We start from the raw sequence: 14,285 nt of genomic DNA on the forward strand, positions 1-14,285 counted from the left end.
TTGTTAGAACCCATTTAAATTGTCTATATTCTCACCAATAAAAATGTCTAGTTTATGATGGTTTTTATCATCATGGACTGGATATAAAATATAGATGCTGATCACTATGTCTGATAAAGAAATTCAACGTCTTGCAGTTCTGCAAGAGGTTCGAGATCATCGTATTACCCAAGTCCGTGCTGCTGAAATCCTGAATCTTTCCACTCGTCAAATTACCCGGTTATTGCAGAAGCTCCATCAAGACGGTGTTTCAGGTCTGGCGCATGCCAGTCGTGGTCACCCGGGTCATCATCGCCATGATGAGTTATTAAAATCAAAGTGCCTTTCCATTATTTCTGAACATCTGCTCGGATTTGGACCCACCTTGGCGCATGAGAAGCTCAGCAGCATGTTTGACCTGAATATCCCTGTAGAAACGCTTCGGCGCTGGATGACTGCAAATGAGCTCTGGATTCCGCGATCCAAACGTCTAAAACGCCCATATCAGCCACGCTATAACCGGGATTGCTTGGGTGAGCTGATTCAGATTGATGGCTCATATCATGACTGGTTTGAAGGCCGAGCCGCCAAATGCTGCTTGCTGGTTTATATCGATGATGCCACTGGAAAGCTGTTGCATCTGCGCTTTTGTGAAGCGGAAACGACCTTTGATTACATGCTTTCAACCCGAGCCTACATTGAGCAATATGGGAAGCCCTTGGCCTTTTATAGCGATAAACACTCGGTATTCCGAGTCAATCAGAAATCGAGCCAAGACAGCAAGATCACGCAATTTGGGCGGATTCTGAACGAGTTAAACATTGATATTATCTTCGCCAACTCACCACAGGCCAAAGGCCGCGTAGAACGAGCGAATAGAACCCTTCAGGACCGTTTGATCAAGGAGATGCGCCTAGAAGGCATCGGTTCGATTGCTGAAGCCAATGCATGGCTACCCTGCTTTATTGAGCATTTCAATCAGAGGTTCGCCAAATGTGCGAGAAACTCAAAGAATTTACATCGGCCCTTAACCGAATCTGATCTTGAACTGGATGATATTTTTACCTGGCAGGAACCGCGTAAGGTCACCAAGAATCTAACCCTGACCTATGACAAATGTATTTATATGCTTGAACCGACTGAATTAAACCAGAAATTAGTTGGGCAATATATTTCATTTCTAGAGTATCCGGATGGGACTGTGGCCCTCATGCATCAAGGACGAAAGCTCAACTACAGCATCTTCAATAAATTGGCTGGGCTACAGCAAAATGAGATTGTTGAAAATAAACGTTTAGGTTCAGTTCTAGCGCATATTCAACAGCAGCATGAAGCATTGGAAAAACAGAATAAACGTTCAAGAACAAACAAAAGTATGCCAAGTCGTAAAGCTCAGAAAGCCGGTATTGAACAAAGAAAGTTGAATCCTGTGCTTGACTCTTGTCGTTAAAAACAGGACATTTTAAATGGTTTATCGCATAGACATTTTAATTGGTGAATACCACATATGCATTAGTGTTCATTAAACAATATCTAGATTTACTTACCAAAACTTCATGATTTAGTTCTTAAACTCCAATACTAAATCTTCTATAGTTGTCAGTGAGTCCATCACTCAGGTTTAAGCTATGAAGTATTTTGTATGCGGACAATGTCACAGCCAGATATTCTTTGCGAATTCTCATTGTATGAAATGCAATGCACTGCTGGGTTATATTGCTTCCGAAAAAGATATGGGTACATTCACTAAAATTGATGATGGGATTTGGATTGCATCAAATGACTCCTATCAAACTAAAGAATTTAAACCTTGTTATAACTATACAAATTATCAGGTCTGCAATTGGATGATTCCTGCTAACCAAGAAAATATATATTGTGAATCTTGTCAGCTTACGCACGTAATCCCTAATTTGAATAATCCAGATAACATTGTGTATTGGTCACGTATTGAACATGCTAAACGTCGCTTTCTTTATCTAATGCAACGCTTAAGTATTATGCCAAGGCCTAAAAAATCCAGTGATGATCGATATGGTCTAAGCTTTATTTTTATGATGCCTGAGCCTTATCAACCTGTAATGACTGGTCATGCAAATGGTGTCATTACATTAAATGCAAGTGAAGCTGATGTTGTCTACAGAGAAACAACTCGTATTAAAATGGGTGAAAACTATAGGACATTATTAGGTCATTTTCGTCATGAAAGTGGTCATTATTATTTTGATTTAATGATTGCACATAAACCTGATTTCATTGAAGAATTTCGCATGCTATTTGGTGACGAACGGAAAGATTATTCTGAAGCGCTAAAAAAACATTACAATGAAGGTCCACCAAAAGATTGGCAATCTAAGTTTGTCAGTTCTTATGCAAGTACACATCCTTGGGAAGATTGGGCTGAAACTTGGGCACATTATTTACATATGATGGATACTTTGGAAACAGCTTATCATGCTGGGCTTGTTGTAAAGACCAATAAAAATGATTTAAATAGTATGGAAATCCTAGAAGATCCTATTGGTGCAAAGGATTTCGAGAAATTTTTACAAAACTGGATGACCATAACTTTTAATTTAAATGCTTTAAATAGAAGCATGGGCTTAGAGGATGCGTACCCCTTTACCCTTTCTAATCCTGTGCTTGATAAATTTAGGTTCATTCATTACCATGTACTTAATATATCCTTTAGAGATAATTAGGAAAAATCAGGCAGCATAAACTGGGAAAACGATAGTCTAAATCTCTAGTACATCTTGCTACTTCTACTATAACAATTCAGGCATAGCCTTGACATTGCTCTCGGAAAAACGTTGTTTTTCTGATCCTCGTTCATCTATAAGCAATCTCATCACTGTGCTGGGTGGTTAACTCTCTTTTAGTTTCGAAATGATCATTTTATTTATTTTAATAATGATTTATATTATATAGCTAGATTGAGGTTATAGGTTACATCTATAAAAAATTTAAAATGCTGATATTTAAATATTTTTATTTAAAATTATTGCAACTCAAGGATACCATTTTGCTATATTAATTTAATTATTAATTTTAAAAGTAAAATCAATACAACAAAAATAAATATCATCACAATCATCATTAAAAAATGAAATTTTATACAAGTTATTTTCTACATTAATTTTTAGAATTGCATTAACTTCATTAGGTGTTGATCTCCATGAATTATCAGGTGTTATAACTCCATGTTTATGTACATTAATTAATCTAATTTCTAATTCAGTATAATAAATTAGATCTTTACTAGCTTGAATAATACAGTCATCACCATGAAATTCGAATTCGAAATCTAGCCAAACATAGTCTTGGAACTTTGTATTGATTTCTTCTTGGTACATAATTTTATTCATTTATACTAGTCCTGATGGTAAGGGTATGTGTACAGTATTAGCTGCTTGATTTGCCGCAGCATCTCCATTTTTCGCAGTTTTAAGAAAGGCTCTTGAATACCAATTATTTGCATCGTCAGCTTCTTCCCAGCCATTTCCTTGAGCTTTAGGATTATTTTCAAGACATTCAGCACTTAATTGTTTTCTTCTTGAAACTCTAATTGTACTACCTTTTTTAGAATTTGATCCGTCAGGTGCAGTTGGATCTGGTCCATGTGCTCTAATTTCATAATCATAGCCATTTTCGCTAAACTTAATTTTATATTGTTTAGCAGGAAAATCATCATTAATAGGTTGCTTTGACAAAGCTAACTTAAACAATGTAATAGCTTCACTCTCTAATCCAAACGGGTCCACCCACTCAACAGGATTTGGCGCATACTTAAAGTTATTATCACCACCTAAAAGTCCTATCGGATCATGACTAATAAACCGCCCTGCATCAGGATCGTAATAACGGAAACGGTTGTAGTGTAAACCCGTCTCGTTGTCATAAATCTGCCCTTGAAAACGATGTGGTTGCAATAAAAATGCGTTCTCAGCTCCATTCAGTTGAACTGAATTGAGTTCTTGAGTGTGTGCAACTTCCTGCCATTCTACTGTAACCGTATTGCCCCATGCTTGATACACTGCTTCCCAAGCGATATCACCATTGTGTTGAGTTAACTCTCTCGGAGTACCGAGGTGGTCATTTTGATACCAATAGATTTCATGAGTTGAATGTTGTTTAGTCGGCTTATTCGGCTTTGGAAAAGCAATTAACTTTTCTTGGTCTTGTTCGTTTATGCTTTCTAATTCTTTTAAACCTTCTAACCCGTCCAAGCCTTCAGATTCTTCATCTTCTTCTATATGCTTCAGCATACTCTCTTTAAGTTCAGCCAGTTTAGTCGCGCTATTCTGTGGGATTTCATCTAGATTGGATGAATCTTGATTTGGTTCATCCTTCCAGACCAATCGTGCTAAAGGTACAAAAACATCTGCTTCATAGACTGTGGTAAAGACATGTTTGCCGTTATAGTCTTGTAGAATGCGATTGCCATCCCATACATTCCACAATGCATGTGATTGCACCAGTTTTAGTTGTTCTTTGCTGATGGTTTTTGCAGGTCGAATGACTGTATTTGATCTTGGTGTAGATGAACTGCTTAGTGTGTTTCCACCCAAGCTCAAATTCATTGAAGAACCTAGTTGATTCGAATTGTTCGTCTGAATCGTACTTGATTGATCATCTACTAGATGCGGTCGTGTCTTGGCTTTAATCTGCTGTGTAATCAGTTCTTTTTTATAGATTTGACTTTGTTTGGCAACGCGTCGACCAAATGGATCATAGCAATATTGGGTTTCGATAATCTCTTGCCCACCTCGTCCATCGGGTTTGGTCGAGGTTGATGCTTTGAGCTGGTTTTGTTCATCCCACTGGAGATCAATTTGTCGCGTGCTAAATTGATTGAGCAGATGATTTTGATTCAAATGTTGCTGTTGAATGTGTCCAAATGCATTTTTATCTTTGATTTGAATGCGTTTTTGTACAATACGCCCTAAGTCATCGTAGTTATAATCGACGGTTTGATGTTCTTGTTCAATATGGCGAACGCGGTTGTCTTCAATTCTAGTTTTTGCATGTTCTTGTGCCGAGGCAATCGGTAAAATATTACTTGCAGGGTCAAAGGCAAACTGCTCTCTGATTTGCAGGTAGTTGTCATTTTGTCCTTGGCTAGAGAGTTCACTGCCTGTGAGACGTGACAGCAAATCATACTGGTATGTTTGTTTACGTTGCCATGATCGGGTGGAATTTCCTCCTACAACAAGGCTGTTGTTTGAGCTTGATGTTTGCTGGAGGTAGCGTTTGTCTAATATTTCTTTAAGCTGCCCTGCTTTGTCATAGTCATATAATCGCTCTAAGCGTTTTTGTGCCGGAGCATGTTCCCATGCTACATTTTGTTCTGTCAGTCTGCCCATGCGATCAAGCTTAAACTGACTTCTTAAGTGCCCTTGGCTTCGTGCAATTTCTTGATGTAAATCATCTCGTTCGAGGCTACTGATTTCATGCGTACCTTCACTATCTTCAAGTGCATAGTTCCATGCATGACCTGAACCATAATACATGGTTTTTAGTTTACGACCATCCGGTAAGGTGGTTTCGATACGGTTGCCCAACTCATCATACAAATGGGTCAAGATATGTGAGCGTTGGCTATGCTCTTTGATGGCTTCATTAAACCAATGCGCAATGAGTTGTTCTTTTGAAAGTTGTCCAATTTCGTCATAACTGAGTTTGACATGACTATCTGCATTACGCGCTTGTATTAACTGTCCTGCTAAATCATAGTCATAACGTGTGCGTTTTTTCTCAGTTAAATCATGATGATCAACAATATACTGCTCTAGCAATTGACCTAACAAATCTCGTTTAAAGATGGTGCTATAACGAATTTCTTTATGATCGGTGAACTGTCTATGTTTGATTAATTGTCCTGCAGGACTATATTGGTATTCTGTTCGTACACCATCAAAGGTAGTTTCTGCAATGACTTGGTCATTGGCATCATATTCGAGGGTCCATGTTTTTCCATTTTCATTCGTTAAACCCACAAATCGTTTAAGCGCATCATATTGATAGCTCACCACACCATTGGCAGGATCTATGCGTCGTATCGGTAAACTGTCCAATGAATATTCATAACTAGTCGTACGACCAAGAGCATCTCGATATTCGATTAAACGATCTAAAACATCGTATTTAAATGTTTCGACACTTTTATCTGGGTATGTTATTTCAATAGGCTGTTGTTGATGTGCATAATATTCAAATGTAGTTTCATGTCCCAGTGCATTGGTCACTTTAGAAATGCGATTATAAGCATCGTACGTGTATTGGGTTTGTTTACCGCTACAGTCTTGATATTTCAGTAAGTTACCAAAGTCATCCCAAAGCATGCGTTTTTTGCCACCTTTAGCATCAGTCACTTGATAAACGTTACCATTGGGTGAATATTTTAAAATGGTTTGCTGACCTAAAGCATCGGTAATGACCAGAGGTTGCCCTGCAAAGTCATATTCTGTCTGTTCAGAATTTCCTAAAGGGTCGATAACTTCAACAAGTCGACCATATTCCCAATGTAGAGAGATTTCTCTCCAAATCGGTAATTTGGTCGTATCATCATACTGAATTAGAGAACGGATTGAACTTAACTCAGCCCCGTCATAATCATATTCTGTAATACCACCGTCAGCATTAATCGTTCTGATAAGTTGATTACTTACGTTATATTCATTCTTCGTTTCTGCACCGAGTGCATCAATAATTCGAGTAACGAATTTTTTATCATTAAAATAATAACGTTCAGTTTTTTCCAGTGCAGTTTCAGGTGCATAAATTACATCTGAAAAATTTAAACCATACTTAAACGCATATTTTTCACCAGCATTGGTCCAATGGCGAATGACTTTTCCTGTTGGAAGATATTCTGAGTATTCATAATAACTGCTCACACCACCCACTTCATGATGGGCTGTCATGATATGGTTTTTCCACTCAAATTTACGTGTAAGCTTTAGTTTATATTCACTTGAATTCTCAACATCAACATCGCTGTCATCCACATAGACTTCAATTAAATCAGCATCTTTAGAATATTTGTAATGTGCCAAAGTTTTAGTATTTAAATAATCATCTAAGTCTAGAAGTTGTTGTTTTGCCTGATGTTGTGCTTCTTTCAATCTTTCTTCAATACTATTTGCAATGTTGTGGTTCAATGCATCGGATTTATCCCATATCGGCAAACTCTGTAATAGTTTGATTTCTTGAAGTCGAATATTTGAGTTTATTTCCTCAAAATTGAGTGCAATAACGCGATCAATTGCATCGTAAATATGACTTGGATATAGCTTGAATTTTGCATCTTTATTTAAGTATTCAAAGCCAATTCTGTTTTGGTAAAGATCATAAACTCCTGTACATAAAACACTCTGACAATTGTCAATATTGGGATGATTGGTTTGAAAATGGAATTCATAAAAGTTTGATGCTGCTTCACTTGTACCAATTGCGATTCTAAATTTAAAACTGGTGAGTTCATCTTCCTCATCTTCAGCTTCACGAATCAAAGTAAAATTTCTTTGAATTGAGAAGATTTCATCACCTGCTTCTATTAAAGGAAAGGTGATTTTTTGTCCTAAAGGTAAAATGATTTCAATTTTATCTAATGCCGGATAAACCTGAATTTGCATACCATAAGGATTGTCCCAGCCCTGCCCAAACCATGAAACTGGTGACTCAGATGTGCCAATAATACTATCACTGGCATAGCTACGCTTCCAGATGATGGGGAATACTGAATCCAAAGTAAAATCTGTATCTAATTCGCCAGTTAAAACTTTTGCCCCAAAAATTGGGCTTACAGGACGTCCAGCCATAAACTTAGCTTTACATTCATCACAATCTTCAAATGATCTTGGTCCAATGATTGCGCCATCAAATCCCATCTTTTATTCCTTATTCTTATATTTTTGTTTTAGCAAAAGGTGCATTTTGAGCAGCCATACGACTCGCATCACTCGCACTTGCATTTATCATGGCTGAAGCAATTTCAGAAACGATATCAGCGACAGACTCCAAGACATCTGGCCAAACTGGCTCAGGTTTATCCGGTAGATCAGGTAATGGAAATGTTGGGACAAATTGAGTGACAAATCCAATGGTATTGCCAAACTTAGCATTTGCATTCATCTCAAAAATATCACCCGATCGTATGGCTTTATGTTTTCCAATACTGAGTGATGAACTTTTTTGTTTGGCAAAACAACGACCGCCAGTTTTTTGACTTTTTAGCCCTTTGAGTATTCCTGGTTGATCACCTATCGTCATTTTTGCAAAAGATTCACTGTTAAATGCCTTTTTTCCATTTACTTTGACGCGTTTAACTTCTTTTCCTGCAGGAGATAACCTAGAAATAACGGGATACGGTACAGGAGTCGGAACACTACCGACTGGCGTTTTACACACATCTGGACAACAGCAAATAATCACCCAAGTTGGATTTTTTCGGAGTAAAACTTTAATTGCCATAGGTTTCAAACTCCTTTATTTCATTCTTATTTTCATTTTGCTTTTCAAATATTTTAATTTCTGGAAATTGGTTGAAATGAGATTCAACTATAAGAATCTCAGGATCTAAATGTGGAATCCAAGCTTTATGGGTTAAGCTTATAATTAATTTATCAGTATCAATAAATACAGTTTCTGTGGTCATTGGCCAAGGGATAATATTCCCCGCTTCCATTTTTAATTTTAAATAGGGATAATGATCTGAAAAATGAAAACAAACATATCCATTTTTAGAAAAACTGGGATGCGTTAAATTCCACAATTCAAGTTTTGATTTGGGATAAAAAAAATCTATTTGTTGATCTTCAGGGGCGGCATTCCAATAAGAATAATCCATATCTTTTGGTGGATACGGATGCTGTTCATCAATCCATTTCTGATCATAAGTTCCTGAATAAGATATTCGTGGCGACCAAGAACGCCCTGTAAAACCAAATCCAACTGCTTTAACATCATACTTTTTGATGACTTGAGCCATTTGCTTTGTGGTGAGTGAAGCACTTTTAGGGTTGCTAAAGAAATTAGGTTTATTCTGACGTTGCTTATGTCCTTCAATGCGCGGAGCAGGAATAGTTTTATAATTGAGAATCCGTTCTTCACGCTTTCTTTTCGCATTCATTTTTTGAAATGCATTAAAAAATCCATTTTCAATCCAACCCGTTCCAATCGGGTTGCTAAAACAAGCCTGATGATAAAATGCATCGTCAGATTCATCGGGCAAATAATGCAACTTATGTGCACCACCAAAACTATATTCCCATCTTAAAGGAAGCTCAGTGAACTTTTTTACAAAAGTCCGTTTCCAACCTGGTAGTAAGAAATTAGGTTTAAATTCGCTTTCACCGAGAACACTTAAAGTTTTATCAATTTGGGTAATATATTTTAAATTTTCTTGCTCTTTTAATGCTTTTTCATAAGCAGCTAATTCATGTTGATATTGCTTTTTTTGTGATTCAGTCAAAGGCATCATTGGATTAAGTGGTTTTGGCTCAATCGGGGCTTTAATGACTTTTTCTTTTTCAGGATAGCTAAGCTTAAGTTTAACAGCGATCGCAGGCATTTCTTTATGATTCGCTGTATGCGCAGAACCCGAAAGGATCACATCACATTTGGGTTTGAAGGGTGCAAGATCACTCTCCATCTTGACACTACTTAAACCAACCTCTCCCCAATACTCATCAGCCATACACAGTTGTATAGACTCATCCCTAATGAGTTTTAAGCCCCATTGGTTCTCTGAAACTCTCTCCATTTTATAACTAACTTTCATCACCACAATTTGATGATCTACACGTTCACAATCACTTGCAACGTACAGTATTGCTGGAAAAGGAGTTTTATTGATGAGTTCCATCCTATCCTCCATGTATCTAGTTGATATCTACCGTTTTACCATTAATATCTACTGGACCACTGGCTTTGATTGATATTTTTCGCCCTGAAATTGTCACTGTACCATCAGCTTTAAGGACTAAACTTGAAGCTCCAACACGGACTTCAAACTTTTGACCAACGGTAATACTAAAACTTTTACCTACCGCAACTTTTTTCGCTAAACCGACTTGTTCAAATTGTGCTAATCCAACAGCCGTGTTCATTGCTCCTGCAACTGTAATTGCATAACCAGCGCCAACTGTTAAAGCATGTCCACCACCGACTGAAACGGCATAACCAGCACCAATATTAAGCGCATTTGCAATCGCAATATTTTCAACTTTATAAGTACCAATATTTATTTTTTGGTTAGTACCCACGTCCAATGAATGAGCCATACCAATGCTAGAGCCATAGTTTAGACCAACAGTTGAGGTATAATTTTGCCCTACATTTACCGTTTCATTTAATGAGACTGATTTTTCTCTATTTTGTTGAATTGTTGCTGTTTCATTACCTGTGACAGATTTGGTTCGATTTGCACCAATACTAATGGTTTCATTACTGCCAACCGTTTCAGTACGATCAGTACCAATGGTAATGGTTTCATTATTACCAACCGTTTCTGTACGGTCAGTACCAATCGTCACGGTTTCATTGCTACCCACAGATTTTGTACGATCAACCCCAATCGTATGCGATTCATTATTTTTAACATTAATGTTTTGATCTTTTTCTGCCTGAATCCAAACTTCTTCAGATCCCTTCTTATCTTCAAAACGAATTGCATTGGCATTTTCAGGTGTCGCACCAATCGTAGAGCGCGACAGAATCCCTGACTGCGTTGCATTTGCAGGTAATTCCCAAGGTGGTAAATTATCTTCGTTATACACACTACCCGTAATGATTGGTCTGTCAGGATTGCCCTCTAAAAACTGAACAATCACTTCTTGTCCAATTCGAGGAATAGAGACCATACCAAAGTTACTGCCTGCCCAAGCCGATGCGACTCGAACCCAAGCCGATGAGTTTTCGTTCTGTTGACCTAAACGATCCCAATGAAATTGAACTTTTACACGCCCATATTTATCGGTGTAAATTTCTTCTCCACCAGGACCAACTACTTTAGCTGTTTGCAGTCCATAAATTCGTGTTTCTTGGCTATTTGAATTGAGTAAAGGCAACCATGGTGTATCTCGGCTAATACAGTCTAGTTCTGAATGGTATTGAGCTGTATCCTTATCTGTTTCAAATAGGTAGTTATTCCCTGCTGTGTGCTTTATGCCAGTGATCAAAAATTCATTATTCGCATCACCAGAGCTATTAAAACGAGCAAGCTTAAACCATCGTCCAATTTCTGCATAAGCATCATTAGAGCTTAAGTATTTGGTCTGATCGGCTGCTGTATTGGCATCACTAATGAGTTTAAGGTCTTTCGTGCCTTTATCGGTATCTTTAAAGCCATATGCACCACTATAGATATAGCTTTCAAGTTTTAAAATCCCGGCCAATACTTTCGAAGGTGTGAACTCAGATTGCAACTGATCCGGTGCTTTAAAATCAAAACTAGAAGATGTATAGGCATTAAAATTAAGCTGGGAGCGATTGGCAAAAGCAATAATTCCTACACCAGTATTATGTGCTTCATTGCCACGCCAAATCAGTTCGTTATTTTGTGATTGAACAGGAGCACAGGTTTGAGTTTGATCGATAATATGTAAAGTATGACCATCAGCACGATGCTCATACCAATAAATCCAACCTGCACGCTCCCATTGGCGTTGCAAGTAGTTGTAATCTGTTTCATTAAATTGAACAGAGAACGTTGTTTCTGGGTCTGGATTTCTTAGATCCCATAGCACATCACTGTAAATACAATTTTTAAATAATTGCAAACTACGATCTTTCAGTGGAAGTTCTTGGAAAACCTGACAATCTTGACGATATTTAAGAAATGCAAGCCAAGGCTTTAAAATCATTTCGTAGCGACTGAAACCACCATCATTTTTTATAAAGCGAAAACTAAAGACATAACCATTAAAAAATCGAGAACTGCCATCATGGCGCATGCATTCAATACATGCCATTTTTCCAATTAAATCATCTAAAGGGATTTCAGAGTTTTCAGATAGAACTTCAATGTTAAATTCAAAATCTTGATTAAATTTTTCTGTCGCATTTAAAAAATTAGCCACCATTTGAGGTGCTTGAGCGACGTCACCATTGGGAAACGTGAGTTTCAGCATACGATTTTGTTGCTGTACTGAAGAAATCAATTGCTCTAACTTTTGAGTATGCTGCATCACGATTCCACTATATTATTAATTTCTATTAAATATTTTATTTTCTAGGTGCATTATAATCAAAATATAGTGTGATTTCCATCACATATTATTTAATTGTGATTAATAATCCCTTCTTGTATCAAATCCTTATAAAGCAACTCATAGACCAAGTAATTTAAGTGATGATTTATTATCACTTTTTAAGCATAATATATAATAATTTGTGATTTAGAATTTATTATGACTCTTCTAAAGTTCAGTTTAAATACTGTTTTTCCTGCGAGTAAATGGTTAAAGAGTTATAAGAGTTCTATTTTTAAAGATGATTTGATGGCAGCATTGATCGTTGTTGCGATGCTTGTCCCTCAAGGTATGGCATATGCCATGATTGCAGGGTTACCCCCGATTATGGGTTTGTATGCCAGCGTCATTCCTATGATTATTTATGCGATGGTGGGGAGTAGTTTGACCCTATCGATTGGTCCTGTCGCATTAATTTCGATGATGACCTTTGCAACATTAGAACCTCTATATGAAGTAGGCTCACCTGTTTATATCCAAGCGGCGTGTTTACTGGCTGTTATGGTCGGTGTCATTTCTTTTTTATTGGGATTATTCAGATTTGGGTTTTTAATCCGATTGATCAGTCATCCAGTCATTCAAAGTTTTATTATTGCATCAGCACTGCTTATCGTACTGAGCCAAGTTAAGTTTTTATTGGATATTCCTCTCCAATCCAGCAATATTATTCAATTCTCTCAAAGTCTTTGGCAATATATTGGGCTAAGTCATATTGCGACTTTTGGCTTCGGTATCGCAGCTATTTTATTCTTAATCTATATCCCTAAATTATTAAAAAGTAAAAAAATAGCAGCCTTTATTAGTTCTAGCCAATTTCTAAATCGAGCTGTTCCCCTCATCTTGGTCTTAGTTTCGATCGCTTTGGTCTATTTCGTTCATATTGATCAAATTGGGATTAAAACAGTGGGTGAGATTCCTGTCGGGTTTCCTCCACTTTCAATGCCTTTTTGGACTTGGGAATTGGTTAAAACTTTATTACCAGGTGCATTTATGATTGCTATGGTCAGTTTCGTAGAATCAATTTCAATTGCACAAGCGACTGCATTCCAAAAGCGGAGTGAGCTGAATAGTAATCAAGAACTTGTGGCCCTAGGTCTCGCTAATTTAGGCGCTGGAATAAGCTCTGCTTTTCCTGTATCCGGTAGTCTCTCTCGAACAGTAGTCAATGCCGATGCTGGTGCCAAAACACCGATGGCAGGTGTGATTTCTTCGATTCTTATTGTGATTGTGAGTTTATATTTTACAGAGCTATTTGCTTTGCTCCCACTTTCTATTCTTGCCGCGACAATTATTGTCTCTATATGGAAGCTCGTCAGTATTAAACCTTTCGTTGATGCATGGAAATACTCAAAAGCAGATGGTTTTGCCATGCTGGTGACCTTCTTAGGTGTACTATGCATTGACATCACCAGTGGTCTGATGATCGGCATAGCAGTCACCTTTATATTGTTGCTTTGGAGAATCAGTCGACCACATATAGCTGTAATTGGTTTGGTTCAAGGTACACAACATTTTCGTAATATTTCCCGACATGATGTGGTCACCAGTACCGAAATTGTATCTTTTCGCGTAGATGAGAACTTGACCTTTTTGAATGCAAATACATTAAAAGAGTTTGTGATTTTAGAAGTCAGTCAACATGCCAATTTAAAACATGTCGTCGTGAATTGCTCAAGTGTGAGTAATATTGACTTTAGTGCTTTAGATGCATTAGCTGAAATCAACAATGAATTGCAAAAGCTGAATATAAAATTTCATCTGACGGAAATTAAAGGTCCAGTGATGGATCGATTAAACGGATCTGATTTTTTAAAATTCCTTTCAGGCAAAGTTTATTTAACTCATTATCAGGCGATGCACGAATTAGATGCTCAGACATTTTCTTAAGTAATTGATTAAGCTTAGGTTCAAAGTTATATATTATTTTTTGATTTAAATATCAAAAAAACTTATGTAATTTAATGGTTTATTTTTTATTGCTAAATTGTTTTATTTAACTTCTGCGTTTCAGTATAGAATACTCGGCTTATTTCTTTGATTTTAAGCCAGTCT

General features: G+C 37.1%; 8 protein-coding genes. 3 read left to right on the forward strand and 5 right to left on the reverse strand.

Annotated elements, in window-relative coordinates; translation table 11 throughout:
* Window positions 1-94: 94 nt before the first annotated feature.
* Window positions 95-1,429, forward strand: a complete 1,335-nt coding sequence (locus AC5YDM_RS14015) for an ISNCY family transposase (protein WP_496151848.1) — start codon at window positions 95-97, stop codon at window positions 1,427-1,429.
* A gap of 178 nt (window positions 1,430-1,607) precedes the next feature.
* The gene (locus tag AC5YDM_RS14020) at window positions 1,608-2,681 is read left to right on the forward strand and encodes a zinc-binding metallopeptidase family protein (RefSeq protein ID WP_496152694.1); all 1,074 of its coding nucleotides are present in this window, start codon (window positions 1,608-1,610) and stop codon (window positions 2,679-2,681) included.
* Window positions 2,682-3,017: 336 nt separating this feature from the next.
* Here the strand turns inward: AC5YDM_RS14020 and AC5YDM_RS14025 are convergent, their stop codons facing one another.
* The 5 genes from AC5YDM_RS14025 to AC5YDM_RS14045 are packed head-to-tail and all read right to left on the reverse strand — an operon-like array spanning window position 3,018 to window position 12,170.
* Complete coding sequence (locus AC5YDM_RS14025) at window positions 3,018-3,347, reverse strand: hypothetical protein (RefSeq protein WP_496152695.1); 330 nt, start codon at window positions 3,345-3,347, stop codon at window positions 3,018-3,020.
* Window positions 3,348-7,871 carry an RHS repeat-associated core domain-containing protein gene (locus AC5YDM_RS14030; protein WP_496152696.1) on the reverse strand — a complete coding sequence of 1,508 codons (4,524 nt, stop codon included), beginning with the start codon at window positions 7,869-7,871 and terminating at the stop codon, window positions 3,348-3,350.
* Between the two features lie 16 nt (window positions 7,872-7,887).
* Window positions 7,888-8,454, reverse strand: a complete 567-nt coding sequence (locus AC5YDM_RS14035) for a DUF4150 domain-containing protein (protein WP_496152697.1) — start codon at window positions 8,452-8,454, stop codon at window positions 7,888-7,890.
* Window positions 8,444-9,847, reverse strand: coding sequence for a DUF2169 family type VI secretion system accessory protein (locus tag AC5YDM_RS14040; protein WP_496152698.1), 1,404 nt, complete (start codon window positions 9,845-9,847; stop codon window positions 8,444-8,446). Before AC5YDM_RS14040 ends, AC5YDM_RS14035 begins: the two co-directional genes overlap by 11 nt.
* Window positions 9,848-9,863: 16 nt before the next feature.
* On the reverse strand, window positions 9,864-12,170 hold the full coding sequence (locus AC5YDM_RS14045) for a type VI secretion system Vgr family protein (RefSeq protein ID WP_496152699.1): 2,307 nt from the start codon (window positions 12,168-12,170) through the stop codon (window positions 9,864-9,866).
* A 222-nt stretch (window positions 12,171-12,392) separates the two neighbouring features.
* On the opposite strand from AC5YDM_RS14045, the gene AC5YDM_RS14050 reads away from it, so the two are divergent.
* Window positions 12,393-14,120, forward strand: coding sequence for a SulP family inorganic anion transporter (locus AC5YDM_RS14050; protein WP_496152700.1), 1,728 nt, complete (start codon window positions 12,393-12,395; stop codon window positions 14,118-14,120).
* Window positions 14,121-14,285 lie beyond the last annotated feature (165 nt).

This window comes from Acinetobacter sp. CY81 (assembly GCF_059515925.1).

Bases quoted from the DNA above. Each gene is read 5' to 3' on its own strand.
- AC5YDM_RS14050 (WP_496152700.1), top strand. From the start codon at position 12,393: ATGACTCTTCTAAAGTTCAGTTTAAATACTGTTTTTCCTGCGAGTAAA.
- AC5YDM_RS14040 (WP_496152698.1), bottom strand. From the start codon at position 9,847: ATGGAACTCATCAATAAAACTCCTTTTCCAGCAATACTGTACGTTGCA.
- AC5YDM_RS14015 (WP_496151848.1), top strand. From the start codon at position 95: ATGCTGATCACTATGTCTGATAAAGAAATTCAACGTCTTGCAGTTCTG.
- AC5YDM_RS14025 (WP_496152695.1), bottom strand. From the start codon at position 3,347: ATGAATAAAATTATGTACCAAGAAGAAATCAATACAAAGTTCCAAGAC.
- AC5YDM_RS14030 (WP_496152696.1), bottom strand. From the start codon at position 7,871: ATGGGATTTGATGGCGCAATCATTGGACCAAGATCATTTGAAGATTGT.
- AC5YDM_RS14020 (WP_496152694.1), top strand. From the start codon at position 1,608: ATGAAGTATTTTGTATGCGGACAATGTCACAGCCAGATATTCTTTGCG.
- AC5YDM_RS14035 (WP_496152697.1), bottom strand. From the start codon at position 8,454: ATGGCAATTAAAGTTTTACTCCGAAAAAATCCAACTTGGGTGATTATT.
- AC5YDM_RS14045 (WP_496152699.1), bottom strand. From the start codon at position 12,170: ATGCAGCATACTCAAAAGTTAGAGCAATTGATTTCTTCAGTACAGCAA.